Source organism: Aquabacterium sp. NJ1 (assembly GCF_000768065.1).
Lineage (GTDB): Bacteria > Pseudomonadota > Gammaproteobacteria > Burkholderiales > Burkholderiaceae_C > Aquabacterium.
Window position 1 is genome coordinate 2,206,607 of record NZ_JRKM01000001.1, and the last position, 26,123, is coordinate 2,232,729.

General features: G+C 64.6%; 26 protein-coding genes. 16 read left to right on the plus strand and 10 right to left on the minus strand.

Going from position 1 to position 26,123, the window contains the following annotated elements; all coding sequences use genetic code 11:
* Positions 1–9 precede the first annotated feature (9 nt).
* On the plus strand, positions 10–828 hold the full coding sequence (locus JY96_RS09535) for a TetR/AcrR family transcriptional regulator (RefSeq protein ID WP_081961161.1): 819 nt from the start codon (positions 10–12) through the stop codon (positions 826–828).
* On the opposite strand, the gene JY96_RS09540 is transcribed toward JY96_RS09535, so the two are convergent.
* The 3 genes from JY96_RS09540 to JY96_RS09550 form a co-directional block, all read right to left on the minus strand.
* Entirely contained in the window at positions 823–2,085 is a 1,263-nt protein-coding gene (locus JY96_RS09540) for a trans-acting enoyl reductase family protein (RefSeq protein WP_035036923.1), read from the minus strand. The two genes, JY96_RS09535 and JY96_RS09540, sit on opposite strands and share 6 nt — an antisense overlap.
* Before the next feature lie 309 nt (positions 2,086–2,394).
* Positions 2,395–3,153, minus strand: coding sequence for a Crp/Fnr family transcriptional regulator (locus tag JY96_RS09545; RefSeq protein WP_081961162.1), 759 nt, complete (start codon positions 3,151–3,153; stop codon positions 2,395–2,397).
* A gap of 48 nt (positions 3,154–3,201) precedes the next feature.
* Entirely contained in the window at positions 3,202–3,831 is a 630-nt protein-coding gene (locus JY96_RS09550) for a TetR/AcrR family transcriptional regulator (RefSeq protein ID WP_052162339.1), read from the minus strand.
* Between the two features lie 145 nt (positions 3,832–3,976).
* Here JY96_RS09550 and JY96_RS09555 point away from each other — a divergent pair, with 145 nt between their 5' ends.
* The 5 genes from JY96_RS09555 to JY96_RS09575 all read left to right on the plus strand — a co-directional run bounded on the left by JY96_RS09555 (position 3,977) and on the right by JY96_RS09575 (position 7,878).
* Entirely contained in the window at positions 3,977–4,765 is a 789-nt protein-coding gene (locus JY96_RS09555) for an SDR family oxidoreductase (protein WP_035042050.1), read from the plus strand.
* 41 nt (positions 4,766–4,806) lie between these two features.
* Positions 4,807–5,658 carry an alpha/beta fold hydrolase gene (locus JY96_RS09560; RefSeq protein WP_200883473.1) on the plus strand — a complete coding sequence of 284 codons (852 nt, stop codon included), beginning with the start codon at positions 4,807–4,809 and terminating at the stop codon, positions 5,656–5,658.
* A gap of 58 nt (positions 5,659–5,716) precedes the next feature.
* Positions 5,717–6,115, plus strand: coding sequence for a hypothetical protein (locus JY96_RS09565; protein ID WP_035036925.1), 399 nt, complete (start codon positions 5,717–5,719; stop codon positions 6,113–6,115).
* A 7-nt stretch (positions 6,116–6,122) separates the two neighbouring features.
* Positions 6,123–7,127, plus strand: a complete 1,005-nt coding sequence (locus JY96_RS09570) for an NADP-dependent oxidoreductase (RefSeq protein WP_035036928.1) — start codon at positions 6,123–6,125, stop codon at positions 7,125–7,127.
* 139 nt (positions 7,128–7,266) lie between these two features.
* Positions 7,267–7,878 carry a TetR/AcrR family transcriptional regulator gene (locus JY96_RS09575; RefSeq protein WP_161784284.1) on the plus strand — a complete coding sequence of 204 codons (612 nt, stop codon included), beginning with the start codon at positions 7,267–7,269 and terminating at the stop codon, positions 7,876–7,878.
* Between the two features lie 45 nt (positions 7,879–7,923).
* On the opposite strand, the gene JY96_RS22165 is transcribed toward JY96_RS09575, so the two are convergent.
* Positions 7,924–8,388, minus strand: a complete 465-nt coding sequence (locus JY96_RS22165) for a hypothetical protein (RefSeq protein WP_052162340.1) — start codon at positions 8,386–8,388, stop codon at positions 7,924–7,926.
* Between the two features lie 141 nt (positions 8,389–8,529).
* On the opposite strand from JY96_RS22165, the gene JY96_RS09585 reads away from it, so the two are divergent.
* From JY96_RS09585 to JY96_RS09600, 4 genes are read left to right on the plus strand one after another with little or no spacing between them, the layout of a single operon-like run.
* The gene (locus JY96_RS09585; protein WP_035036932.1) at positions 8,530–9,489 is read left to right on the plus strand and encodes a 3-hydroxyacyl-CoA dehydrogenase NAD-binding domain-containing protein; all 960 of its coding nucleotides are present in this window, start codon (positions 8,530–8,532) and stop codon (positions 9,487–9,489) included.
* The gene (locus JY96_RS09590; RefSeq protein WP_035036934.1) at positions 9,486–10,325 is read left to right on the plus strand and encodes an SDR family oxidoreductase; all 840 of its coding nucleotides are present in this window, start codon (positions 9,486–9,488) and stop codon (positions 10,323–10,325) included. Before JY96_RS09585 ends, JY96_RS09590 begins: the two co-directional genes overlap by 4 nt.
* A gap of 18 nt (positions 10,326–10,343) precedes the next feature.
* Positions 10,344–10,862: a hypothetical protein gene (locus tag JY96_RS09595; RefSeq protein ID WP_152606429.1), complete on the plus strand. Its 519-nt coding sequence runs from the start codon at positions 10,344–10,346 to the stop codon at positions 10,860–10,862.
* Positions 10,863–10,868: 6 nt separating this feature from the next.
* Positions 10,869–12,464 carry a GMC family oxidoreductase gene (locus tag JY96_RS09600; protein ID WP_035036937.1) on the plus strand — a complete coding sequence of 532 codons (1,596 nt, stop codon included), beginning with the start codon at positions 10,869–10,871 and terminating at the stop codon, positions 12,462–12,464.
* Here the strand turns inward: JY96_RS09600 and JY96_RS09605 are convergent.
* The gene (locus tag JY96_RS09605) at positions 12,461–13,069 is read right to left on the minus strand and encodes a TetR/AcrR family transcriptional regulator (RefSeq protein ID WP_035036939.1); all 609 of its coding nucleotides are present in this window, start codon (positions 13,067–13,069) and stop codon (positions 12,461–12,463) included. The two genes, JY96_RS09600 and JY96_RS09605, sit on opposite strands and share 4 nt — an antisense overlap.
* 104 nt (positions 13,070–13,173) lie before the next feature.
* Here JY96_RS09605 and JY96_RS09610 point away from each other — a divergent pair, with 104 nt between their 5' ends.
* Complete coding sequence (locus JY96_RS09610) at positions 13,174–14,457, plus strand: S9 family peptidase (RefSeq protein WP_035036941.1); 1,284 nt, start codon at positions 13,174–13,176, stop codon at positions 14,455–14,457.
* Between the two features lie 55 nt (positions 14,458–14,512).
* On the opposite strand, the gene JY96_RS09615 is transcribed toward JY96_RS09610, so the two are convergent.
* Together JY96_RS09615 and JY96_RS09620 are read right to left on the minus strand one after the other, a co-directional pair.
* On the minus strand, positions 14,513–15,385 hold the full coding sequence (locus JY96_RS09615) for a nucleotidyl transferase AbiEii/AbiGii toxin family protein (RefSeq protein ID WP_035036942.1): 873 nt from the start codon (positions 15,383–15,385) through the stop codon (positions 14,513–14,515).
* On the minus strand, positions 15,373–16,455 hold the full coding sequence (locus tag JY96_RS09620) for a type IV toxin-antitoxin system AbiEi family antitoxin (RefSeq protein ID WP_035036945.1): 1,083 nt from the start codon (positions 16,453–16,455) through the stop codon (positions 15,373–15,375). Before JY96_RS09620 ends, JY96_RS09615 begins: the two co-directional genes overlap by 13 nt.
* A gap of 465 nt (positions 16,456–16,920) precedes the next feature.
* On the opposite strand from JY96_RS09620, the gene JY96_RS09625 reads away from it, so the two are divergent.
* Entirely contained in the window at positions 16,921–17,550 is a 630-nt protein-coding gene (locus JY96_RS09625) for an MBL fold metallo-hydrolase (protein ID WP_035036948.1), read from the plus strand.
* An 18-nt stretch (positions 17,551–17,568) separates the two neighbouring features.
* Here the strand turns inward: JY96_RS09625 and JY96_RS09630 are convergent, their stop codons facing one another.
* Both JY96_RS09630 and JY96_RS09635 read right to left on the minus strand, forming a co-directional pair.
* Positions 17,569–18,504, minus strand: a complete 936-nt coding sequence (locus JY96_RS09630; protein ID WP_152606430.1) for a M48 family metallopeptidase — start codon at positions 18,502–18,504, stop codon at positions 17,569–17,571.
* A gap of 27 nt (positions 18,505–18,531) precedes the next feature.
* On the minus strand, positions 18,532–20,058 hold the full coding sequence (locus JY96_RS09635; protein ID WP_035036951.1) for a hypothetical protein: 1,527 nt from the start codon (positions 20,056–20,058) through the stop codon (positions 18,532–18,534).
* A gap of 153 nt (positions 20,059–20,211) precedes the next feature.
* Here JY96_RS09635 and JY96_RS24200 point away from each other — a divergent pair, with 153 nt between their 5' ends.
* The 4 genes from JY96_RS24200 to JY96_RS09655 all read left to right on the plus strand — a co-directional run bounded on the left by JY96_RS24200 (position 20,212) and on the right by JY96_RS09655 (position 24,321).
* The gene (locus JY96_RS24200) at positions 20,212–21,927 is read left to right on the plus strand and encodes a methyl-accepting chemotaxis protein (RefSeq protein ID WP_081961164.1); all 1,716 of its coding nucleotides are present in this window, start codon (positions 20,212–20,214) and stop codon (positions 21,925–21,927) included.
* A gap of 68 nt (positions 21,928–21,995) precedes the next feature.
* A complete protein-coding gene (otnI, locus tag JY96_RS09645; protein WP_052162342.1) occupies positions 21,996–22,808 on the plus strand; it encodes a 2-oxo-tetronate isomerase in 813 nt (270 codons plus the stop codon).
* A gap of 44 nt (positions 22,809–22,852) precedes the next feature.
* Positions 22,853–23,728: an alpha/beta hydrolase gene (locus JY96_RS09650; RefSeq protein WP_035036954.1), complete on the plus strand. Its 876-nt coding sequence runs from the start codon at positions 22,853–22,855 to the stop codon at positions 23,726–23,728.
* Positions 23,729–23,763: 35 nt separating this feature from the next.
* Complete coding sequence (locus tag JY96_RS09655) at positions 23,764–24,321, plus strand: YaeQ family protein (RefSeq protein ID WP_035036957.1); 558 nt, start codon at positions 23,764–23,766, stop codon at positions 24,319–24,321.
* Here the strand turns inward: JY96_RS09655 and JY96_RS09660 are convergent.
* On the minus strand, positions 24,299–26,053 hold the full coding sequence (locus tag JY96_RS09660) for an AMP-binding protein (RefSeq protein ID WP_081961165.1): 1,755 nt from the start codon (positions 26,051–26,053) through the stop codon (positions 24,299–24,301). The genes JY96_RS09655 and JY96_RS09660 overlap by 23 nt on opposite strands.
* Between the last annotated feature and the right edge of the window lie 70 nt (positions 26,054–26,123).

The window sequence follows — 26,123 nt, forward strand, 5'->3', positions numbered from 1 at the left end:
GCTCCATTGATGAGAAACACACTGACGACCTATCGCCATCCGGTATCGCTCGGGCTGAACCGTGTTAACCGTGCCAAGCGCCGTGCGCGCAGTGTGTTGCCTAATTACATTACTGAACTGTACAGTAAAGATAAACGGAAGCGGCTAGTATTGACCCTATGGCACCAGATCGCAGCACGCCACATGCTTGACCCCATCACCCCAGCCCCACGCCGTGGGCGCCCTCGCAGCAATGCCCGCGTACAGCGCGTGCTGGAGGCGGCGACGGCGCAATTTCTGAAACACGGCTACGAGCGGACCAGCATGGAGTCCGTCGCCCAGGAAGCGGGCGTGTCCAAGGTGACCGTCTACAGCTACTACCCTTCCAAGGACGATCTCTTTGCCGCCGTGGTCAGCACGCTCAGCGACCTTGTCGCGGGCGTCAGCGTCAGCGAAGAACTTGATCCGAACAAGCCCAGAGAGGCCCTGACGAAACTGGGGAGCCAGTTCTTGTTTCTGATGCGCAATGAGCAAGTGGTTGCCCAGCAGCGGGTGCTCTTCACCCTGGCTGGCCAGCAGAACACCGCCTGCAGGACTTTTTATGAGCAAGGGCCTCAGCGCGTCATCACGGGCGTCGCGTCGTATCTGCGATCTGCACATCAAGCGCAATCGCTGCACGTCACCGACCCCGTCACCGCCGCAGAACAGTTCCTGTCCATGCTGCTGGGCGCGCAGAACTTCAAGGTCTTGCTCGGCATCGCGGATCATGCCCCTGAGACCGAGCGAAAGCACATCGCCGCCTGCGTGGAGACGATGTTGCAGGCCTTCAGGGCTCACCGCGCGTCATGAGGTGCGCGTGAGCCCCGTGGACGGCCCCTGGGGATCAAGCACCTCGAATGTCATCTGACCGTGCTGGTTCAATCGGTCAATCAGCTTGTCCGAGAAGATGCTGGCCGTGGTCCAGAAGCCGCCGGGCTTGTCGGCCTTGCTGATGTCCTGCGCCAGGCAAATGCCCGATTCAGCCAGCATGCGCGACGTGGCATAACAAGCCGGGTCACCCTGGCCTGCCAGACGCACCCTGACGGTCTCGCCCTTGGCAGTCTCACCCGTCAGGCGCACATCAAAGCTGCACTTTTTGAGTGAGGCCAGGTTCGAGCCTTGACCGGGCTTGGGCACCAGGAAGCGTTGCAGCAAAGACCTGGTCCAGCTTGCAGCGGCCAGCGCAACGAAGGTGAACATGAACGCTGTCACGACATACGCCCCGACAAGACCCCACACACTGCGGCCGACCAGGATGGCCTCGTCGTATTTGAATTCGGCGCCATAGCGCTTGCCCAACAGCGCATGGCTGCGGTGCACCACGCGCGTGTTGATGGCCGCCATGACAAAGGCCGCCGTCCATTGCTTGAAGTCCTTGTCAAACATGGGCAGGTAAGCCTCGTTCTGGCTTTGCGTCAACCCATGGCCAGGCGGGCACAGCAGGTAGGGGTCGGACAGGGCTTGCCGATAGGTTTTGTCCTGCGCCGCCTTGCCGATGCCATCAAGGAGTGTGGCGTAAGTGCCGCCGGGCGGATTGCCGCGTGCATGGAACACGCGCAGCCGCACCTGCGTGCAGGGCGCGTTGAATAGACGCTGAGACGCTTGCTGCAGAAAGTGCACACCCATGTCGGATGGGATCGAATCAAAACCACAGAAATTGACCAGCCTGGCGCCTGTGCGCTGCGCCGTCTTTTCGTGGCGCTTCATCATCTCGGCCACCCACACGGTTTCACCGGTGATGTCGCAGTAGTCGGTGCCCGTTTCGGCGCAGGCCTGGATCAGCTTGTCACCGTACAGCGAAAAGGGGCCGGCTGTGGTGATGACCACCTTGGTCTGCTCACACATGCGCTTGAGCTGATCAAGGTCTTCGGCATCGGCCATCAAGACGGGGACATCAGCCGCGGAAGGCACACAACGGTCTTTGAGCGCCTGCAGCTTCGATGCCGAGCGCCCGGCCATGGCCCAGTTGACCGATCGCCCGACACCATGCACCTCCAGCATGTGCTGGACGACCAGCTTGCCGACGAAACTGGTGGCGCCAAAAATGACAATGTCAAATGGTTTCATGGTGTTGGATCAAGATCGAGCTTGCTGGAAAGACGGCGCAGCGCTGAGACGAGGTTGGACCTGTGACGAGGTGCCGGCATCCGTTGATCCTGCCTTGGCTTGCTTCGCCCTGAGCCGCATGAACAAAGGCAGCAGCGTGGACGCACAACGGCGACGTGGCCCTTCCTTCTGACCCGCACACGCACACACAGCACGGGTCCCGCCCATCCTAAGGACAGGTGCTTTGCCTTGCTCGCCAATCCCATACCGCAAGCGCCAAGCTGCAGTCAATAGTGGGGCGCGAGCGACAAGCAGCGGCTCAGGCCCTGGCTAAGCTTGGCGTGTACCCGACGGTTGCCCCGTCAGGGAGTGCAACAAGCGGCGCTCTGACTCGGACAGGCCGGCGGCATCGGCCAAGGCATCTTCATCCAGGACCTCAAGCGCCCCGACGCTCACACGGATGATCCCTCTCGATTGCAGGGTCATGAGCACCTTGTTGGCCGTCTGTCGAGACATGGACAACATCAGCGCCAGATTGGACTGATTGATGCCCAGGCGCACCCGCCCATCGCGGGTCACACCGCCAGCCGTGCGCATCATCCACACCAGGCGCCGGGCCAGGCGCCCCTCAGGTGGCAACACGGCCAGGTCCTCCAGCCCCAGGAAGGCCAGACGGGTCTTCAATGCCATCAAGCGACCAAAGAATCGCCAGTAGCGAGGCTGCGCCTCCAGCAACGCTTCGAGCTTCTCCCGGCCAATATGCAGCAGGGTTGCCGCCGTGTCTGCGGCCGTATCGTGCGTGCGGGGCAATTGATCAAACAAGGCAATTTCACCGAACCAGGTGGGCGCCTCCAGGAAGGACAGCACCGATTCCTTGCCAGCTTCCGTGACACTGGCCACGCGCAGCACGCCCGTCAGCACCGCATAGAGGCCATCCCAAGGATCACCCCGAAAGTACAGATGCTGCCCGGGGAGCAAGGTCTTGACGGCCCCCTGCGCCACCAGCCAGCTGGCCAAGTCCGCAGGCAGGCTGGCAAACCATGCATCGGCACGCAAGCTGTTCAGTTCATCGGGTGTCAGGTCCGCCATGGATGCCGTTCTTGTAAAGTGACCAGCCAAGCCAGGGGGATCACATGATCACTTTGCCGGCCGGGCACGGGATGGGGCATCGCCCTTCCTGCGGGGGCGAGGGGCCGCCTCAGGCTGACCAAGCTCAGCCAGCAGGGCATGGCGGCAGGCCGTCAGGATTTCGTCGGCCAGCGGCGAGTCGTCGGGGCAGGCCCTGGACATGACGATGGCGCCCACGGCGTGCGCCAACACATCGAGGCTCTTCGCCCGTGCTTGAGCGGGATCGGCGCCAGCGAGGCTGCCCTGTTGGCTCAAGTCGGCCACCAGGCTCTCGATGCCGCTCACAAAAGCGGCCCGGACATGGTCTGGCTGCCGCGCCGCATCACCACCCAAGGCGGCCATCGTGCAACCGGTCGCGCGGCCATCGCGGTGCGCTCGGGACACGTACTGCTGGACGAACGACACCGGGTCCACCCCGTCAGCCAGCGCGACCGTCTGACCGATGCCGCACGCGGTCGCCTCTGCGATCAGATCCGTCTTGGAGCCGAACTGCTTGTAGAAGCCGCCATGGGTGAAGCCGGCGGCGGCCATCAAGTCGGCCACACCAACGCCATCGAAGCCACGCTCGCGAAACAGCTGGGAAGCAGTTTCAACAACGTGCGCCCGGTTCGCCTGCGCCTGCGCCTTGGTGACTTTCATGCTCGTTCGCGGTGGATTTCGCGCTTTCCTGGCTGGCGATCATACATTGATTACAACCATCATCAAAGTCTTGACTTTTTTGATTATGTACGTAATCATTATTCACATCGACCAAACGGCATCCCCTGCCAAGGAGCAATTCGACATGAGCCACCTTCCTGCCGTCCTCATCACAGGCGCATCCAGCGGCATCGGCGCCGTTTACGCAGATCGCTTTGCGCAGCGCGGCCACGACCTCGTGCTGGTTGCACGCGACAAGACCCGCCTCGACGCCATCGCCGCACGCTTGCGCTCAAGCTACGGTGTGGCCGTCGACGTGCGCCAGGCCGACCTGACGCTTCAGCCGGACCTCGCTTCTGTCGAGGCACTGCTGCGCGAAGACGCCCGCATCGGGATCCTCATCAACAACGCCGGCATCGCGCAGTCCGGCGATTTCCTTCAGCAAAACGGGCAGCGCATCGAGCAACTGATCGCGCTCAACGTCACCGCACCCACACGCCTGGCCGCGGCCATGGCCCCGCGGCTCGCCCAGGCCGGCACAGGCGCCATCGTGAACCTCGGTTCGGTCGTGGGGCTGGCCCCTGAGCTCGGCATGTCGGTCTATGGCGCCAGCAAGTCCTTCGTCCTGTTCCTGTCGCAGGGGCTGAGCCTGGAGCTGGGCCCCAAGGGCGTCTACGTGCAGGCCGTGCTGCCGGCGGCCACGCGCACGGAAATCTGGGAGCGCTCGGGCGTGGACGTCAACACGCTCCCCGAAGTCATGGAGGTGGACGAACTCGTCGACGCGGCCCTGATCGGGTTCGATCGCCGCGAACTGGTCACGATCCCGCCTCTCCACGTGGCCGAGCGCTGGGACGCGCTCAATGGCGCGCGCCAAGGCTTGCTGTCAGACGTCCGCCAGGCGCACGCGGCTGAGCGTTATCGCCTGCCAGCCTGACACGCCACCGCGCACGCGTATCACATCAGGAAACCGCCAAGATGATCACCCCCATCACCCACATCACCGCGCCCACGCGCTTCCTTGAAGTCGACGGTGTGCAGCTGGCCTACCGCCGCTGGGGCAACACCGATTCCTCGCAACCGCCCTTGCTGTTCCTGCAGCACTTTCGTGGTGGCATGGACCACTGGGACCCATTGATGACGGACGGGCTCGCAGAGGACCGCGAGGTCATCCTGTACAACGGGCGTGGCATCTCCTCCTCAGGCGGTCAACCGCGCACGCGCATCGAAGACATGGCGGACGACGCAGCCGCCTTCGTCCGCGCGCTGGGGCTCAAGCAGGTTGACGTCCTGGGCTTTTCGCTGGGTGGCTTCCAGGCCCTGGACATGACCTGGCGGCACCCTGCGCTGGTGCGCAAGCTGATGCTGCTGGGCACAGGCCCTCGTGGCGGCGACCCCGACATGGAATCACGCGTGTTGAGCACGGCCGTCAATCCCGTGCCGACGTTCGATGACTTCCTCTACCTGTTCTTTGGGCGATCTGCGCAGGCCGAACAGGCCGCCAGAGCGTTCTGGGACAGGCGGCATCTGCGTGCCGATCAAGATCCGCCCTCTTCGCCCGAAGTGGCGAATGCCCAGATCGAGGCCAACATGCTGTACCTGCCTCGGCTGTCCGAGGACGATCCCTTCGCCTACCTGCGCGGTATCCACCAGCCCACGTTCATCCTCAATGGCGTGAACGACGTGATGATCCCCACGATCAATTCGTTCTACATGGCGCGCAACCTGCCCAACGCGCAGTTGTTCATCTACCCGGACGCAGGCCATGCGGCGCAGTTCCAGTACCCGCAACGGTTTCTGCAACACGTGCGTCAGTTCTTGAAGGAGTGACACGCGATGACCGGCACCACCCTGACCGCTGACTTCTCTACCCCCTGAGGTTGCCCCCATGCTCAAGTTCAAATTTTTGTTGTGGGCGTTTGCCCAGATGCTGAAGCGACAAGTCAAGAAGAACCCGGACTTCGCGCGCTACATCCAGGCCAAACGACTGGTCTTTCAGATCCGCACAGCATCAGGATCCGGCCGCTACTTTGTCATTGAAGAGGGCGCCATCCGCAGTCATGCCGGGCTGACGGCGAACCCCCAGTTCACGCTGTGCTTCAAAGATGCCGGGGCCGGTTTCGCCACCCTGTCAGCAAAGGACAGCCAGGCCGCCTTCCTCCAGAGCCTGGCCAGCAAAGACTTGACCATCAGCGGTGACTTCCGAGAAGTGATGTGGTTCCAAGGTCTGACGGCCTTTCTGCAGCCACCCAAGGTCATCCAGCCCTACAACCGCACTGCATTCTGAACACACCATGAAAGCACTGACATTCAAACGCTACGGCAAGTCCCCCGACGTCGGGTTCACAGACGTGCCCACGCCCACTCTCCAGCCCGATGAGATGCTGGTGCAGGTTCACGCGGTGGGCCTGAACCCGATCGACAACATGATTCTCACGGGGATGTTCAAGCCCGTGCTCAAGTTCCAGTTGCCGGCCACGATCGGCAGCGACGTCGCCGGTGTGGTGACCAAGGTCGGCAGCCGTGTCACCCGCTTCAAGCCAGGCGATGCGATCTTCGCCAGCGTCTTCGACCTCGAACGCGGCACCCTCGCCGAATTCGCGACGGTACCTGAAAGCGCGGCCGCCTTGAAACCCGCCAATCTGGACTTTGTTCAGGCTGCGTCCATCCCCATGGTGGCACTCACCGCCTGGCAGGCCTTGAAGGACAGGGCTGGCCTGCGTGCTGGTCAGAAGGTCTTCATCCCCGCGGGCGCGGGCGGCATTGGCACGATGGCGATCCAGCTGGCAAAGCACTTTGGCGCACGGGTGGGCACCACGACCAGCACGGGCAACGTGCCACTGGTCAGCGGCCTGGGTGCGCAAGAGGTCATCGACTATCGGAAGCAGGCGTTCGAAAAGGTCCTCGAGGGTTATGACGTGGTGCTCGGCACGCTGCGCGACGAAGAGATCGAGAAAGCCATCAAGATTCTCAAGCCGGGCGGCAAGCTCGTCTCGCTCGTCGGCCCATTGGACGCTGCCTTCGCGCGAGCCCGGGGCATGAACTTCTTCTTTGCCTTCGTGTTCAGCTTGATGAGCCGCAAGGTCTCCCGCCTGGCAAGCCAGCAAGGGGCGACCTACTCCTTCTTCTTCGTGCAGGCGAACGGCGCGCAGCTCGCGCAGATCGGCGACTTGCTGGCGTCGGAACGCATCCGCCCCGTGATTGACAAGGTGTTCCCGTTCGACAAGGCCAAAGAGGCCCTGGCCTATCTGGCCGAAGGCCGGGCAAAGGGCAAGGTGGTGGTGCAGGTCAAGCCCTAGCGCGCGTGAAGATCGTGGGAAGCGTTGGCCACGGCCTTCTACAATCGCAGGCATGCCATCGAACGCCCATGCTGACGCTGCCGCAAGCCACAAGCGAGGCAAAGGCCGCCCGCCGCGCAACGCCACCGAAACAGAACTCATGCGCCGCCAGATCCTGCAAGGGGCGGCGCAAGTCTTTGCCGACCATGGCTCACACGGTGTGTCCGTGGAGTTGATCACGCAGGCGTGCGAGATTTCCCGTCCCACCTTCTACCGCTATTTCAAGAATACCGATGAGGTGCTGGAGCTGATCCTCAAGGAGGCCAACGATCGCTTGATCTCCTTGGTGGTCACCGCCATTCGCGAGGCCGATGGCCCTATGCAGAAGGTGGAGGCGGGCCTGCAGGCCTGGCGAGCCTGGGGCGAGCAAACGGGCCCGGTGGTGCGCGCCATTTTTGCCGAGATGCAAGATGTCAGGTCACCGGCGTACGCGCACCGCCAGCGTGTGCTGGAGGCCATCGCGGCCGAGCTGAACCAGATGGCCGTCGGGCTGGGCCGCGCATCGTTTGATCCGCTCCAGATCGAGTCCTTTGTGATCGGGGTCGAGTACCTGGGCTACCGCTTCCACTTTGGCCCGGAGGCGCCAACAGAAGCCCTTTGGCAGCGCACGCGCCAGGCCATGCTGCGCCTGGCCATCGGTCTGCTTGGTGGCTCGCTGGAATGGGCGCACGCCCCGCAACTGGCAGGGGTGCTGGGCATCACGCTGGATTGAGGCTGGCCCGAGTCAGCCAGGACCTGGCCTCACCAGGACACCGCCTCATTTCGAGGGCGACGTGAGCACAAAAGGGAACACCAGGTGCTTGAGCAAGGGCGCATCCACAAACGTCATGCCCAGGATGCAGCCGTCATCCATGCGCCGGAGTTCATCGGTCACCCAGCACCAAGGTGCACGTGCGTCCGCCGGATAGTTCAGCACCAGCGTGTCGATGCCATCCAGGCGCGAGGGCGCACGATCCAGGGTCATGGGAAATCGAAGCTCGATGCCCGCCTTCGCCTGAAACTGGTTGGCCGCGCGCCCTTCCCCCAGGAATTGTTTGCCCATCCAGCCGCCAAAGCCGGTCATGCGCATGATGGGCCCGCTGCCCAGGCGAAACCACCAGGGGCCAGCGGGTACGCCCGCGTAAAAGCCCTTGAGTTCGGCCGCGGCCACGGGTCGCCCCTGGCGAAAAGCCTGCTTGAGCCCAGCAATGCCGCGTTGCGACAAGTCGGTGTGGAACTGCATGGTTGTCGTCCTCTTATTTTACGTTACACTAATGTAATGATTAATGTTTGGCCGCGCAAGCCATGACGCCCTGTGCTTCGTGGCATGCGTCACGCCTGGCGCGTGATCCCAGCACCACCTCATGACCCAAGGCGACAACACATGGCAGAGCCAACATTGAACGTGACCGTGATCGGCGGCGGCCTCATTGGCGCCTCCTGGGTCGCCTTGTTCCTGGCCCACGGGCATCACGTTTGCGTCCATGACGTGGCACCGGACGTGGCCGACCGCGTGCGCGCCGAGCTGCACCGCATCCAGCCCATGATGGCGCAATTGGGGATGCCGATCTCACCGCATGCGCCCACCCTGACGTTCGAGGCCGACCTTGGCCGCAGTGTCGAGAAGGCCGATGTGGTGCAGGAGTGCGGTCCCGAGCGGCTGGCATTCAAGCAATCGCTCTGGGCGCGTGTGGAGGCGCATTGCAAGGCAGACGCCCTGTTGCTGTCTTCCAGCTCCGGCATCACGGCCAGCATGCAGTCGCGCAAGATGAAGACGCCGCAGCGCATGCTGGTGGGGCACCCGTTCAACCCCCCTCACCTCATCCCCTTGGTAGAAGTGGTGCCAGGCTGCAAGACCAGTCAAACGGCTGTCACGCGTGCGCGTGACTTCTACCTCTCCTTGGGCAAGCAGGCTGTTGTGCTCAACAAGGAGATCCCGGGCTTCGTGGCCAACCGCATCCAGGCCGCGGTGATCCGCGAAAGCGTGTCGCTGGTCAAGCAGGGGGTGGTGTCGGTTGAAGATCTGGACGTGGCGGTGCAGTCCTCACTGGGCTTGCGCTGGGCCACAGGCGGCCCCTTTCTGTCTGCCCATCTAGGCGGGGGCGCGGGGGGCATCCGGGCGTTCTGGCGACAGTTTGCCGGAGGCTTGCAACTGCTGTGGCTGCACATGCGCCTGCGCCCCGTCCTGCTTACCACCAGGACGCAGGCTGATCTGGCTGACGAAGTCCTGAAACGATACGGTGGGCAGTCGATTGATCAACTGGCCTCGCTGCGCGACCAGCAGCAGATCGCGCTCTTGCAGACCTTGCAGGCCCCTCACACCAACGAGAACACCCTCCCATGACACGTCCACATCTTGATGACATCGTGCTGATCACCGGCTGCAGTTCGGGCATCGGCAAGGCACTGGCACTGGCTTTTCATCGGCAGGGACACAAGGTGGTGGCCACGGCGAGGCGCCTGCAAGCCATGCAGGACCTGGCCGAGGCGGGCATCCGCACACTGGCGCTGGACGTCACCCAGGCATCGGACATCCAGCGGGTGCTGGACCAGTTGCGGGACGCCGGGTGCACGGTAGGCACGCTGGTCAACAACGCGGGCTACGGTGCCATGGGCCCCTTGCTGGATCTGCCGCACGCCGAATGGCAAAAGCAGTTTGATGTCAACGTTTTTGCCCCCATGGCGCTGACCCGCGCCGTGGTCTCCGAGATGATCAAGCGGCGCAGCGGCCAGATCGTGAACATCAGCAGCGTCTCCGGTGTCATGCCCACCCCGTTTGCAGGTGCCTATTGCGCCAGCAAGGCCGCCTTGAATGCCGCCACGGATTCGCTGCGCATGGAGCTTCGCCCCTTCGGCATCAGCGTGGTGACGGTTCAGCCTGGTGGCATCGAGTCGGCCTTTGGCGAACGTGCGGCAGACCAGGTCAGCATGGCACCCGATTCGCCCTACCAGCCCATCCGCGCAGGCGTGTTGTCTCGTGCCAATGAGAGCCAGGCGGGCGCCACACCGGCCGACGTCTTTGCCAGCGCCTTGGTGGCCCAGCTTGATCGGCCCTACCCACCTGCCGTGATCAGGCTGGGCCAGAAGAGCACCTTGATGCCGCTGATGAGGTGGTTGCTGCCCATCGCCTGGATCGATCGCATCCTCAGCAAGCGCTTCTCGCTGAACCGCCTGCGCTGACACCCCAAGGTTGACAACATGAATCGACGAACATGGTTGCGTCGCACCGCAGGTGCGTCTGCCGGCCTGGTGGCGGCCGGCACGCTGGGCTCGCTCGCGCACATCTGGGTCTTGCGAGGCGCCGATGCCGAAGGGCTGACGCCCGCGGGCAAGGCCGTCCTGACGCACATGTCGCGTGGTGTGCTGGCGGGCTTTCTGGCCAGCCATGCGTCAGATCGCGAGCGCATCCTGCATCAAGCCATGAACAGCATTGCTGCGGGCGCCGCCCGGCTCCCCAAGCTGGTGAAGCTGCAACTGGGGGGGCTGCTGGCTGCCGTCGACAGCCCAGCCAGCCGCTACCTGCTGACGGGTGTCTCCCACGCCTGGGACAAGTTGAGCGATGCCGAGGTGGCCCAGGCACTGGATCGCATGCGCCTGTCTTCCGACCTCCCCACCTTGGTGGCCTACAAGGCCTTGCGCAATCTGGTGTGCCTGCAGGTGTTCTCTGACCGGGACCTGCAGGCCATGACCACCTACCCTGGCCCCCTCGACATCTGATCCGCCATGAGCAAGCTACCCGACCCCTTCGTTCAAGGCCTGGCCAGTGGCTGGAAGGTCCATGACGCGCGCACCATCTCGTCCCCCACGCTCACCTGCGATGTCGTCATCATTGGCTCAGGCGCAGGCGGTGGCATCACGGCAGAGATGCTGACGCAGGCAGGCCTGGACGTGCTCATCGTGGAAGAAGGCCCGCTCAAGACCAGCACCGACTTCCGTCAAAACGAGGCCGAGGCCTATGCCACGCTTTACCAGGAGGGGGGCGCCCGCCAGTCGATGGACCGTGCCATCTCCATCTTGCAGGGACGATGCGTTGGCGGCTCCACGGTGGTGAACTACACGACCAGCTTTCGCACGCCGGCCGACACCCTGGCCCATTGGCGCGATGAACTGGGCCTGAAGGACATCACGTCGCCCGCGCTGCAGGACAGCTTTGCCCACGTGGAGCAGCGCCTGCACATCACGCCGTGGGACGTACCGCTCAACCGCAACAACAGCTTGCTGGAAGAAGGCCTCAAAGCCTCTGGGCGCCAGGCACACCGTATTCAACGCAACGTCAAGGGGTGCTGGAACCTGGGCTCTTGCGGCATGGGCTGCCCCACCAACGCCAAGCAGTCCATGCTGGTCACCACCCTGCCCGCCGCCTTGCAAGGCGGCGCGCGGCTGGTGCACAACCTGCGCGCGGAACGCTTCGAGTATGGCCAGGGCAAGGTGCAGCGCCTCATCGCCCAGCCGGTGGCCTTGTCGGGGGACCCGGCCGGCACACCGATCACGATCCAGGCCAGACACTATGTGCTGGCCGCCGGCGGCATCAACGCACCGGCGCTGCTGCTGCGCTCCGACACGCCTGATGGCCCCGGCCTGATCGGGCGCCGAACCTTTCTGCACCCCGTTGCCTTCTCGGCCGCGCGCTTTGACGAGAAGGTCGAACCCTGGGCCGGCGCGCCGCAGACGGTGTACACCGATGACTTCGTGCGTCGTTCGGCCTTGAACCCCGGCATCGGTTTCAAGATCGAGGCCATCCCCTTGCATCCGGGCCTGGCGTCCGTTCTTTTTGGCGGTGTCGGCCAGGCCCTGCTCCAACGCTTCCAGGGCTATGGCCACACACAGATGCTGCACGGCTTGCTGCGCGACGGCTTCGAGCCGGAGTCGCAAGGCGGGCGCGTGCACCTCAACCTGGATGGCTCGGCCCTGCTGCATTACCCTTTGACCGATCACGTGAAAGCGGGTTTCAAGCGCGCCTGGCAAGCCATGGCCGACATCCAGTTTGCGTCGGGGGCCCGCGAGGTGCTGCCCCTGCACGAACAGGCCAGGCCTTACACCAGTCGCGCGGAGGCCAGGCAGGCCATCCCGTCACTCAGCGATGTCTCGCACCACCTGGGCGCCGGCTCAGCGCATGTCATGGGGGGATGCCCCATGGGCGCCACGCCAGACAAGGGCGTGGTGGATCAACTGGGCCGGCACTGGACCATCGGCAACCTGTCCATCCACGACGGCTCGGTGCTGCCGACCAGCGTGGGCGCCAATCCGCAGTTGAGCATTTACGGTTTGGCGCATCGCTTCTCCGTCGGCCTGGTGCAGCGACTCACGCAGCACGGCTAGGCATCTTTCCTTGAGGCCGCCGTTGCCCCCTGCAGGGCACCCACGCACACCTCGATCAGCGCTTGCCGGTCGACCATCGCGCCGCGGTCCAGCCAATCCAGGACAGCCTGGACAAGGAATGCCAGCCAGGCACGGACGGCCAGATAACTCAGCGAATGGGGTTCACCCCCCTCTCCCATCCCCGCCAGGATGCGCTTCGCCTGCAAGTCCAGGTTGCGGTTGACCACGTCCTGAACGGTTGGCTCCAGGCTGGCCGCACTGCGGAAGATGGCCCGATACATGTGCGGGTGGCTTTCGACATAGTCGAAATAGGCCTCCAGGCTGGCCTGCAATTGCGCCCTCGGTGGCAACGACGGATCGGGCTGCGTCGCGTTCAGGATCTCGTCATAACCGCCCTGGACGATGGCCGCAAAAAAGACCCGCTTGCTGGGGAAGTAGTGATACAGCAAGCCCCGTGACACGCCCGCCTGTTGGGCGATCTGGTCAATCTGAACGTCGTCGTAAGCCTTGGTGCCGAACACGGCAGCCCCGACAGCCAGCAAGTGGGCCCGGCGGGCATCGGGCTCCAGGCGCGGCCCGACGCCCCCCTTTGGCTGGTCTTGCATTGCCACGCACACCCCTTATTTGACACGTAGTCAATAGTGTATTCACAATCGCACTATTGAACATACGTTCAACAGCAATTGAACTTTGCAGAAAAGGAAACGGCATGCCCCACATCAAGGACACCCTGCGGCGTGTGTTCATCACCACGTGCATGCTGACCAGAACGACCGAACTGGCCACACGACGCTTGGGAACGGGCTTTTTTCTGCCCGCGCTGTTCGTGCTGCGCTATGCGTCCATGGGTGGACTGGACCCGACACGCTTTGCGGCGCAACTCAAGGGCGTGCGCTCCTTCAGGGATGAAGCCTGGTGCGCATACTGGAATGCATTGGCGCGGCAAGAACTGGACGCCATCACGACCGTGTTGCCCGGCTTTGATGCAAGCGCGCCGGACTGGAACGCGCTGCGTGAAGCACTGGCCCCCTTGGGCAAACGGGTGGTGGCCTTGATGACCTTGAGCGAGGCCGATGACATGCACGCCTCCCCAGCGAGTGAGCGTGCCATGACGGCCCTGCGGCACCTGATCAAGGCCATCACCTACTACCAGGTCAGTGCGTTCCCGGGCGGGTCTGCGGCCCGCATGGAGGCCTACGCGCTATCGCGATCGCTTTTCAACGAGTTGACATGCATCGTGGGCCCGCTGGTGGGCATCGTGATCGAGAAGCGCCGCATCGAGGTGGACGGTGACGTCATCGAGGGCTACTTGATGACGCCCAGCGGAACCCAACGCCACCCACTGGCCATCATCACCAACGGCCTGGAAGGCACGGCTCAAGAGCTGGCGATACCCTTGCTCAAGTACCACGACTCGGGCATGGCGGTGTTCGTCATGGAGATGCCCGGCACCTACGCCTACCGCAAGCCCATGACCCCGGCCTCCGAGGCCGTCTATCACGCCGTGATCGACCATCTGTCTCGCGACCCCCGCATCGATTCACAACGCATGGGTTTCGTTGGCGTGAGCTTCGGTGCGTATTGGGCGGCACGGATGGCAGGCACCAACCCGCATTTGCGATGCGCGGTGGCTTGCGGCGCGCCCACTCATCATTCTTTCCAGATCAAGGGCGCGATCGGGATGCCCGACATCATCATCAAGGCGCTGCTGAACACCACCGGCGCCAAGACGCTGATGAGCCTCGGCCTGAAGCTGCAAGCCCTGTCGCTGCACCACTTCTACCGTCAAATCAAGATCCCCTTGCTGGTCATCAATGGTGACCGCGACACCCTGCTCAGCACCCAGGACTCCATTGACCTGGCGTCTGGTGCCGTGCAAGGCACGCTCAAGCTCTACCCCAATGACGACCATTGCGCCATGGCGCATTACAGGGAATGGCTGGACTTGTCACAGGCGTGGTTGCGCCAGCAGTTGGTGCCGGGTGCGGGCTGAAAAGTGCATTGCGAAGGGGGGCAGCCAGCCCTTGAATGTTGAGCGCTGGCCAGACTCAATCTCGCAGCGCCATGGCGCGCAGCAGCGCGTCGATCTGCCCGAATGCATCCTGTTGCCACTGTTCAGGCGTGCGGTCCCCCAGCGCATGCGTGTCCTGGACGAAGCGCCGCACACAGGTCGGACCGTATCCATCGAAGGTGTCGAACTTCTCGGCGATGTGCCGAAAGCCGCGTTCACCACTTGCATGTTCGAGCAACGCCCGACACTCCTGCGCCAGCGCCTCGATCCCGTCGGGGTAGTTGCGCACGCAGTAGTAGATGTCGTAGGCGTCCTTCTGCTTGTAACGCCCTGCCAGCGCATGGCCCTTCATCGCAAGCAAAGCGGGTATGGAGCACACCGCGATCTCCACACGGTTCGTCCCCCCGTCCGGCATCGGCCCGGCCACCGCCACGAGTTGATAGAACCGCATCGCCAGATCAGCGCCGTCGGCCCGTTGCACGGCGAAGTCGCGGATCAATGGTGGATCGTTCTTGACGATATCGGCATCGCGCGGCATCAAGAAATCGACCACCACATCGATCGCTTCTCCGCCATCTTGCGCGGAAACCTGGCGAACCAGCTGGAAGCGCCGAAGCCCTTCGCGCTGGGCGTATCCATGCCCTTGAAGCGCGCCGATCAAGGTGGCGTATTCGCCATCGCCGAGTGCTTGTGCGTCCAGCCCGACGTCCACGTCGAGCGTGCCGACATGGGGCATGTCTTCGTTGGCCAGCAGCAGCCAGGGGACTGCGCCTCCGATGATGGTGAACTTGCCCTTGAAGCTGCCAAGGATCTGGCCGATCTCGATCAGCACGGACTTGACGGCTACGGTCGTGCGGTCGTCGTACTCTGCCGCTGACTGCGGCTCCTGCGGGGGTGCTATTGGGGCCATGAGAGTCGTTCCTGTCGCAGGTGATCCGCGGCCTCGGCGCCGCGTTCACCCGCAATGGAGAGGTCGAGGTAGGTTTGAACCGGGCTCGTACAGACCGCGCCTGGCGCAGGTTCAACGGTGTCGGCGAGCAGTCCCGAGTCCTTCGGCACGGTGATGATCACGTTCTCGCCCTTCGAGCTGGGTGAGAGCTTCAGTGCTGCCTGAAGCTTGCGCAAGCCTTCGTCGTCGGCGAAGAAGTAGTGCGTTCCGGTGCGAGCGTAAGGAGAAAGCCACTGCGCCGCCGAAAACGATGCGAAGGCTGCACGCCCGGGACCGCTGTCGGCGCGCAGCGCGCTTCGAGCTGCGGTTTCGAGTGTGCTGCCATGCAGCGGCGTGTAGAAGCCCAGCCTCTCGCCTGTTGGCGTGGTGTAGCTGTCTCGCCATGCGTCCAGCAGTGCATTGGGCGCTGAGAGAACCAGGCCATCGCCTGATGTGTGCGCCCATTCCCGATCAATCAAGCCGGTGCGCACATTGCTCACGTGTCCAAGGCTGACTCCAGAGGTTTCCGATAACTCGGTGACACGCCATGCACGGCCGGGCTCACGCAGCATGGCGCGCAGTACCTGAGCAGATTTCGGCCGAAATAACGACTTGAGTTCGCGTTGTTGGGCTGCAGGCTTGTCAGCCACCATGCGCTCGATGAACACGCCGCCGAAGGCGATCCGGGCGTTTCCCGCCAAGTCGAGATAACCAACGCCCTTCTCTTCGCACAACTGCCTCACTGCAGGTGAGATGTAGGGCGCGATGAAGACCGGTGTTGCCCGAGGGGCTCGGTGCGCAACGTAGTTCAGCAGTTCCAGCAGCGCGGACCGCGCGTACCGCGGTTGCCCGTTCGACTTGTACTCGCAGACGAGCTGGTGCGGCCGACCGTCCACGAGCAGTTGAACGATCAAGTCCGGCGCCCAATCGCTGGACACGGCTTCGGTGTCGATGCCTTTCACCTGAAGGATCGGAATCTTCTCAAGCAGTCCACGCAGGGCCTCACCAGCATGAGTTTCTGCGTTTTTCATTGGATTAGCATCTTTCAGCATGCGCTGAAAATAGCACAATTTCTGAAATTCATCAGCGCAATTTCACTCCAATGGTTAATTTCAGCGTCCGCTGAAACCATGCCTGAAATTGAAACTCCATGGACCGAGATCGGTCCCTCGAATGTCTCTTCGGGGTCGTCAGCGCGAGTTCGCCGCTTTCAGATGCAGCCATCCGGAGACACAGGCGTAACTGCTTGGCATGCCGATATGGATGGCCGCCAACCAATGTCAGGCTACAGGGTAGACCAGCCTTACGCCAGCAGAGGCCATCCAGTTCAGCGATTGGTCGGCACCGACGTTCAGCGTCGAACCTCATGCGAGCTGCAAGCAGCCTGGGCCGGAGCAGCACGTTTGCCTGGGATACAAAGCCCACAGAGTGCTACGCTCCCAACAGTCGTTTCAATTCAAGGCGTTTTGCGCCCATGTCTTGAATTTTGAAACCTTGTTATCCGACACCTTGAAGCCATGTTCCAACGCCTCACCATCCCCGTCACATCCTTCGAGCAAAACTGCTCCCTGGTCTGGTGCACCGACACCAAGGAGGCCGCGCTGATCGACCCGGGCGGGGACGCCGGCACGCTGCTCGAAGCCGTCGAAGCGCGTGGCCTGACGCTCAAGGCCTTGTGGCTGACCCACGCGCACATCGACCACGCGGGCGCCACAGGGCACCTGGCCAACACCCTGGGCCTGCCCATCATCGGGCCGCACACCGGGGACCAGTTCTGGATCGACGCCCTGCCCCAGCAAAGCCAGATGTTCGGCTTCCCGCAGGCCGAGCCTTTCACGCCCACGCAATGGCTCAAGGAGGGCGACACGGTGCAGATCGGTCTGTGCAAGCTGCAGGTGCTGCACTGCCCGGGCCACACGCCCGGCCACGTGGTGTTCTATGAGCCCAGCACGCGCCATGCTTTTGTGGGCGATGTGCTGTTTGCCGGCAGCATTGGCCGCACGGATTTCCCTGGCGGCAACCACGCCGATCTGATCAACGCGATCAAGACCAAGCTGCTGCCCCTGGGCGACGACATCACCTTCACGCCCGGGCACGGCCCGGAGAGCACCTTCGGCGAAGAGCGCGTGGGCAACCCTTATCTGTGATCAGGCCCGTGCCCCGACTCAACGGGGCGAGTCCGCCACGCCCCAATAGGCCAGGGGCTCGGTGCTCAGGTGCGCCGCGCCGATCTTGCGGGGTGCATCAAAGCGGTGATCCGGCTTGGGTGCCCGCTCGTACAGGGGCATGACCTTGGGCAGGTTGGCCTGGATCTCTTCGATGCGGGTCGAGCTCGACGGGTGGGTGGACATCCACTGCGGTGGCGCGCCCTTGGCCGCCGCCGACATCTTCTGCCACAGGCTGATGCCGGCACGCGGGTCGTAGCCGGCGCGCGCGGCCAGCTCCATGCCCACCAGGTCCGCTTCGGACTCGTTGCCACGGCTGAACTTCAGGGTCAGCAACTGGCCGCCCATGTTGAGCAGCGCATCCCCCATATTGCCCAGGCCGAACAGGCTGGAGATCAAGCCCGCGCCCATGCGGGTGGCCGAGGTCTTGCCCATCTGCTCGCGGGCGTGCTCGCGCAAGGCGTGTGCCATCTCGTGCCCCATCACCATGGCCACTTCGTCATCCGTGAGCTTGAGCTGGTCCAGGATGCCGGTGTAGAAGGCGATCTTGCCGCCGGGCATGCAGAAGGCGTTGAGCTCTTTGGAGTTGAGCACGATGACCTGCCAGCGCCACTGCCGGGCACGCGGGTTCCAATCCATCGCGAAGGGGATGATGCGGCTGGCGATGGCACGCAGCCTGAGCACCTGCGGGTGGTTGTCAGGCAGCAGTGCGCCTTGCGACCTGGCCTCGGTGGCCAGTTGCAGGTATTGCTGCTGGGCCGCCGCCTCCACCTGCTCGGCGGGCACCAGGCGCGCCAGCACGGACGTGCCCCGCTCGACGTCCACGCCTTCGCGGGCCATGGCCACCGGCGCCACGGCCGCCAGCGACAGCACGCAGGCCGACACGAGGCGCGAGACCTGGCCACGGGCCATTCGATTCAAACCAGACAGACTCATCACAACACCAGGGAAAGAGATAAGGGCTTAACGCAGCCCGGCCTTGTCCAGCATACGCCGGACGGATGGCAACAGCACATAAGCTGGGAACGACAACCAGAAAGTCAAGAAGAAGAACACGGCGTAGCCCATCTGCTCCACGCCCAGCCCCCCGGCCCAGCCCGCCACCGCCCGCGAAAACGCGAAGATGGACGAGAGGATGGCGTACTCGGTGGTGGCCCGCTCCTTGTCGACGATGCCCATCAGGAAGGCCATGAAGGCGCCGGTGCCCAGGCCGCTGGTGAAGCTCTCCAGGCCACTGGCGCCATAAACCGCGACCTGATAGTGAATGCTCACTTGCATGCCAGGCTCGGTGTGGGGCACATACCAGGCCGCCGCCGCATACGCCAGGTTGGACAGCGCCTGGGCCAGGCCCAGCACCCACAGGCCCTTGAAGATGCCGACACGGTCCACATACCAGCCGCCCACCAGGCCGCCGGCAATCGACAGGCCCAGGCCCACGTTCACGCTGACCAGGCCGATCTGGGCGGGGGTGAAGCCCGCGTCCACCCAGAAGGGTTTGACCATGAAGCCCATGGCGGCATCACCCAGCTTGAACAGCAGGATGAACAGCAACACGGGCAACATGCCCGGCCGGGCGAGCAAGCCCACCCAGGCGCCAAACACGGGGCCGTCGGCCATGGCATGGGCCTGCGGGCCGTGCGCCGCCCGCACCATCATCCCGGCCCCGGCAAACATCAGCCCGACGGGCACGGCCCCCTTGAACCACCAGGTGCCGCTGACGGCCTGCACGGCCCCCCAGCCCACGGCCTTGGCGATCGGGCCCAGCACGGGCCACAGCAGGCCGGCCAGCACCAGCCCCAGAGCAAACAGCCACAGGGGTTGCTCGCGCACGGCCGCCCACTCGCGCGCCGAGGCGCCTTCGACCCGCGCCACGCGCAGCGGCTGGGCCGGCGCCATCAGGATGGATGCGCCGTTGATCAGCATGAGCACGGCGCCCAGGCCATAGGCCGCCGCCCAGTTGGGGTGCCCGGGCTCGCCCAGGCTGCCCGCCACCACCAGCAAGCCGCCCGCTGCCAGCATGCCCACGCGGTAAAAGCCGATGCGCAGGCCGTTGGCCACGCCGTACTGCCCCTTGGACAAGAGCTCGATCGTGTAGCCGTCGGTGGCGATGTCATTGGTCGCCGACAACATGGTGAACGCGGCCAGCAAGGCCCAGGGCCAGGTGGCGCCCTGCCCCAGCGCCTGCGGGTGCAGCGCCAGCGTGGCCAGCACCAGCGCCATGCCGCCATTGGCGCCGGCGATCCACCAGCGGTGCCCGCGCCAGGCGTCGATCAGCGGCGCCCACAGGAATTTCACCGTCCAGGCCAGGCCCAGCAGGCTGAGCAGGCCGATCTCGGCCGGGCCCACGCCCGCCTGGCGCAGGTTGACCGGAAACAGGTCATAAAACAGGCCCAGCGGCAGCCCTTCCGAGAAGTACAGCAGGGCCACCCAGGCCATCAGGGCGCGGGGGCTGGACAGGGGCGACAAGGGTGATGGAGCCGAAGGTTGCATCCCGGGATTGTAGGAAGCCCCTGACAAGGCCATTAAAGGGCCGGCGAAGGCGGACTTTTTACGCCTTTACCGGACACGGCCAGCGAGATGATCCAGCTAGCTTCGGCACGCAGTTTGTCGCCGTCGCTTTGCGCTGTTCGCCCAGGAGGCCTCATGAACTTTCGTACCCGGATCCGTGCCCTGCCCCTCAGCGCCGCCGCCGTGTTTGTCATTGGCGTGTCGGTCAGCTTCTTTGTGGGCGAGCGCACCTCCAGCGTGCTGGCCCACCTGCACGAGGTCGACAACCCGCACATGGCTTATGTGACCGCCATCGACCGCAGCACCGAACAACTGCGCCTGACCTTGCAGACAGCCGCGGCCGAAGGCGACAGCGAGCGCCTCAAGGAAACCGATGCCATGGTGGCCTCGGCCCGCGAAGCCCTGGCCGGCATGCAGAAGTTGCCCGAGAAAGCCGCCACGGCCAAGGAGCTGGACGGTGTTTTCGACGCTTACCAGAGCGCGGCCATCGGGGCCACGCGCGCCCTGGTCAGCAAGCAGAACCCGGGTGAGCAACTGGGCAAGATGCAAAGCGCGCAAGCCGATCTGCAAAAGCTGCTGGCGCAACACAAACAAGCCGCCAAGGCCGCCATTGAAGAGGCCCAGGCCAGCGCGACGCAAGGCGTCAACAACAACCTGTGGGTGACCGTGCTGACTGGCGTACTGGTACTGACGGTGCTGGGCGTGGCCTCGCAGGCCATCGTCACCTCGGTGTGGCGCGACCTGGGTGGCGAGCCCGCCGACCTGCGCGACCTGGTGGGCCGCATCGCCGAGGGCGACCTGAACCTGGAACTGCAGCACAACCCCAAGGACACCCGCTCGCTCAAGGCCTCGGTAATCACGATGACGCACCGCTTGCGCGACACCATCGGTGTGATCCGCCACGCGACGGACTCGATCAGCACGGCCTCATCCGAGATCGCATCGGGCAACCAGGATTTGTCGCAGCGCACGGAGCACACCGCCTCCAACCTGCAGCAGACCGCCAGCTCGATGACCGACCTGACCAACACCGTGCGCCAGAGCGCCGATGCAGCCCGTCAGGCCAACCAGATGGCCACTGGTGCGGCCACGGCGGCGCACCGCGGTGAAGAGATCGTGTCGCAGGTGGTGGCCAACATGGCCGAGATCAACGACGCCAGCCGCAAGATCAACGACATCATCACCGTGATCGATGGCATCGCCTTCCAGACCAACATCCTGGCGCTGAACGCGGCGGTGGAAGCCGCCCGCGCCGGTGAGCAAGGCCGAGGCTTTGCCGTGGTCGCTGGCGAGGTGCGCACCCTGGCCCAGCGCAGCGCCCAAGCAGCCAAGGAGATCAAGACGCTGATCCATTCTTCAAGCGAGAAGGTGGAGTCGGGCTCGAAGCTGGTGCAGGACGCGGGCCAATCGATGAGCGAGATCCTGGGCAGCGTGCAGCGGGTGTCGGACATCATCGGCGAGATCACCGCCGCGGCGGGCGAGCAGAGCCAGGGCATCGGGCACGTGAACCAGTCAGTCAACCAGCTGGACCAGATGACGCAGCAAAACGCGGCGCTGGTGGAGCAGTCGGCAGCCGCAGCGGAAAGCCTCAAGGACCAGGCGGCCAAGCTGGCGCAAGCCGTGGCCGCGTTCAAGCTGGGCCAGACGCAGGCCGGGGCCATGGGCCATGACACCCGTGTGCTCAAGGCCACACCGGTGATCAAGGCGAGGCCTGTGGCCAGCGTCACGCCGGTCAAGCCTGTGGCGGTGGCGGCAGTTGCGACGGTTACGCCGGCTCCGCGGGTGAGCTTGCCCGCGCCGGTTGTGGCCGCTGCGCCCCCCAAGTCGGACGACGATTGGGAAACGTTCTGAATGCGACACCTTTTGGGCTACCCTAACGCCTTCTTGCAGCCCGCCTGCAACATCGCGTTATCAAGCCCATGCCCGCCACTGCTGCCAGCACCTCCCCACCGCTGAAGTTCGCCGCCAACCTTTCGTGGCTCTACACCGACCTGCCCTTCCTGGACCGGTTCGAGGCGGCGGCACGTGATGGCTTCCAAGGCGTGGAATGCCTCTTCCCCCACGAACACCCGCAAGCCGAAGTGGCCGCCCGCCTGCGCGACACCGGCCTGCAACTGGTGCTGTTCAACGCCGCGCCCGGCAACTGGGCCGAGGGCGAACGCGGCCTGGCCAGCCTGGACGGCCGCGAGCCCGAGTTCCAGGCCAGCATCCTGTCCGCCCTGGATCTGGCCGGTGAGCTGAACTGCCCACGCATCCACGTCATGGCCGGCCTGTGCACCGCCGAGCAACGCGATGCCGCCTGGGCCCGCTATACCCAGCGCCTGCAATGGGCCGCCCACCAGGCCCAGTCCCACGGCCGCACGTTGATGATCGAGCCCATCAACCCGCGTGACATGCCCGGTTACCTGCTCACGCACCAGGCCCACGCCCACAAGCTGGTCCAGGCCATCGGCTCACCCCACCTGCAGGTGCAGATGGACCTTTACCACTGCCAGATCGTGGAAGGCGACGTGACCATGAGCTTGCGCGGCTACCTGCCCACGGGCCGCGTGGGCCACCTGCAGATCGCCGCCGTGCCCGATCGCGGTGAGCCTGATCAAGGCGAGCTGAACTACCCCTGGGTCTTTGACGAACTGCGCCGACTCAACTGGCAAGGCTGGATCGGCTGCGAATACCGCCCACGCGCGAGCACCACCGCTGGCCTGGGCTGGCTGCACGCCGCCAGCCACTGACGCCCCGCCTCACACCACTCCAAGCAACCCAGCGAGCCCCATCCATGAGCGCCTCCACCGCCTTCCCCGCCACCGTTCGCACCCGTGACGGGCTGGACCTCGTCACCCAACACTGGCCCCTGGCCGCCGGGCAGCTCAGCCACGGCGTGGCGGTGATCGTGCACGGCCTGGGTGAGCACTGCTTGCGTTATGCCCACGTGGCCGCCTACCTCAACGAACACGGCTGGGCCGCTGTCGGTTATGACCACCGCGGCCACGGCCGCTCGCCCGGCTCGCGTGGTGGCCTGAAACAAGGTGACGACTTCCTGCACGACCTGGCCCACGTGGTGGACGCCACCCGCGCCGCCTACCCCGGCCAGCGCCTGATCATCGTCGGACACAGCCTGGGCGGCGCCATCGCCGGGCGCTTCGTGGCCGCCCTGGCCCAACCCGCCGAAGCCGCGGCCTGGTCGCGCCCGGTGGATGCCCTGGTGCTGTCCTCACCCGCGCTGGACGTGCCCATCAGCGCCATCCAGAAGGGCCTGCTGGCCACCGTGGGCAAGCTCACGCCCGACGTGCCCGTGGGCAACGGCCTCAAGCCCGAATGGGTGTGCAACAACCCAGCCACGGTCAAGGCCTACATGGCCGACCCGCTGGTGCATGACCGCATCACCGGCCGCCTGACCATGTTCATCCTGGCCGCCGGCGAGAACGTGCGCGCCCGTGCGCCGCAATGGGCGGTGCCCACCCTCATCATGTGGGGCGGGCAGGACCGCTGCGTCAAACCCGAAGGCTCGGTGGCCTTTGCCACCACGGCGCCCAGCGCGCTGGTGAGCAGCCAGCCCTTCCCCACGCTGTCGCACGAAATCTTCAATGAAGTCGAGCAGGCCGAGGTGCTCGCGGTGATGGGCGATTGGCTGGGCCGCGTTTTTGGGGGATGATCGCAGTCTTTGCTGTTTTCCGTTAGATCGACATCATGGCGCTCAAAGCCACCATCTTCAAAGCCCAGCTGCAGCTGGCCGACATGGACCGCAACGTCTATGGCGACATCGCCGTGACCATCGCGCGGCACCCCTCCGAAGCCGACGAGCGCATGATGATCCGCGTGCTGGCCCTGGCCCTGAACTGGCCGGCCGACACCAAGGAAGGCACGCTGGAACTCGCCAAGGACATGTGGGAGCCGGACGAGCCCGCGCTGTGGCACAAGAGCTTCTCGGACGAGATCCTGCACTGGGTTGAAGTGGGCCAGCCTGATGACAAGCGCATCATGAAAGCCTGCGGCCGCGCCCGCCAGGTCAGCGTCTACGCCTTCCAGAGCAGCACCAACGTCTGGTGGAACAACATCGCCACCAAGCTCACACGGCCTCAGAACCTCACCGTCTGGCAGATCCCCACCGAACAAAGCCAGGCCCTGGCAACGCTGGCCAAGCGCAGCATGCAGCTGCAGTTCACCGTGCAGGATGGCACCGCCTGGATCAACGATGGCGAGCAGACCGTCGAGGTCACGCCCCTCAAGCTGATGGGGCCTCAGTGACCTCTTTGGCGGCCTGCTCGGATGGGGATGCAACCGCCGCTGCGGCGCCCTCCGCAGTCAGCTCGGCATCCCGCAGCGCGCGGCGCAACACCTTGCCGATGGCCGTCTTGGGCAGGTCCTGCGTGAACACCACCACGCGCGGGCGCTTGTAGCCCGTGAGCACCTGCGCGCAGTACTCGCGCACGGCCTGCTCGGTCAGGCCCGGCCGCTCGGGCACGATGTAGAGCTTGACGGCTTCGCCCGAGTGTTCATCGGGGATGCCGATGGCCGCGCACTCGCGCACACCGGGCATCAGCGAGACCATGTCCTCGATCTCGTTGGGGTACACATTGAAGCCCGAGACCTTGATCATGTCCTTCTTGCGGTCGATGAGCTTGATGTAGCCGCGCTCGTCCATCACGCAGATGTCGCCGGTGCGCATGAAGCCATCGGGCGTCATGACCTTGGCGGTTTCATCGGGCCGCTGCCAGTAACCCGCCATGACCTGCGGCCCCCGCACGGCCAGCTCGCCTGCCGCCCCCGTTGGCAACTCGCGCCCCGCGTCGTCCAGGATGACGACATCGGTTGAGGGCAAGGGCAGGCCGATGGTGCCCGTGAAAGTGGGTTGCTGGCCGGGGTTGCAGGTCACGCCCGCGGTGGTCTCGGACAGGCCATACCCCTCGCAGATGACCAGCCCGGTGCGGTCACGCCAGAGCTTGGCCGTGGCCTGCTGCACCGCCATGCCGCCCCCCACCGCCTGGCGCATCGCGCTCCAGTCCACCATGTTGAAATCGGGGTGGCGGGCCATGGCCGCAAACAGCGTGTTGACGGCCGGGAAGCTGTGAAAGCGCTGCCCCGCCAGGGCCCGGAACAAGGCCGGCAGGTCGCGCGGGTTGGGGATCAGGATGTTGCAGGCGCCCAGGCGCAGGCCCAGCATCAGGTTCACTGAAAAACCGAAGATGTGATAGAGCGGCAAGGCCGCCACGAAGGTGAACTGCTCGCGCTGCGACACCTGCTTGAACAGGTGCTCATTCCAGGCCTCGGCCAGGAGCATGGCCGCGATCACGTTGCGATGCAGCAGCATCGCACCCTTGCTCACACCCGTGGTGCCGCCGGTGTACTGCAGCACGGCCACATCGTCCGGCCCCGGTGAAGCAGGCCGGAAGGTTTGCCGGCTGCCCCGGTGCAGCGCCTTGTTGAAGCGCACGGCGCCCGGCAGCGCATAAGCAGGCACCAGCTTGCGCACATGGCGCACCACCAGGTTGACCAGGCCGCCCTTGAGCGGCCCCAGCATGTCCCCCAGGCCCGTGATCACGATGTGGCGCACAGGCGTGGCAGCCAACACCGCCTGCAGGGTGTGGGCGAAGTTCTCCAGGATGACGATGGCCTTGGCACCCGAATCCTTGAGCTGGTGCTCCAGCTCGCGCGGCGTGTACAGCGGGTTGACGTTGACCACAACGAAGCCCGCCCGCAGGATGGCCGCCACCGCCACGGGGTACTGCGGCACATTGGGCAGCATCACGGCCACCCGGTCCCCCGGCTGCAGCCCCAGGCCTTGCAGGTAGGCCGCCAGGTAACGCGAGGCCACGCCGATGTCGGCGAACGTCCAGGCCTGGTCCATGAAACGGTAGGCCGGCAGACATGCGTGCTGCTTCAAACCCTCGTCGAGCAATTCGACCAGGGAACGGTAGGCCGAGGTGTCGATCGTGTGAGGGACGCCCGCCGGATAGTGCCTCAGCCAGATCTTGTCCATAACCTGTTGATGTGTTGAGGTTTTTCGAAATCAAGCACGACCTTGACAACATCACCAGCACAATGTGCGG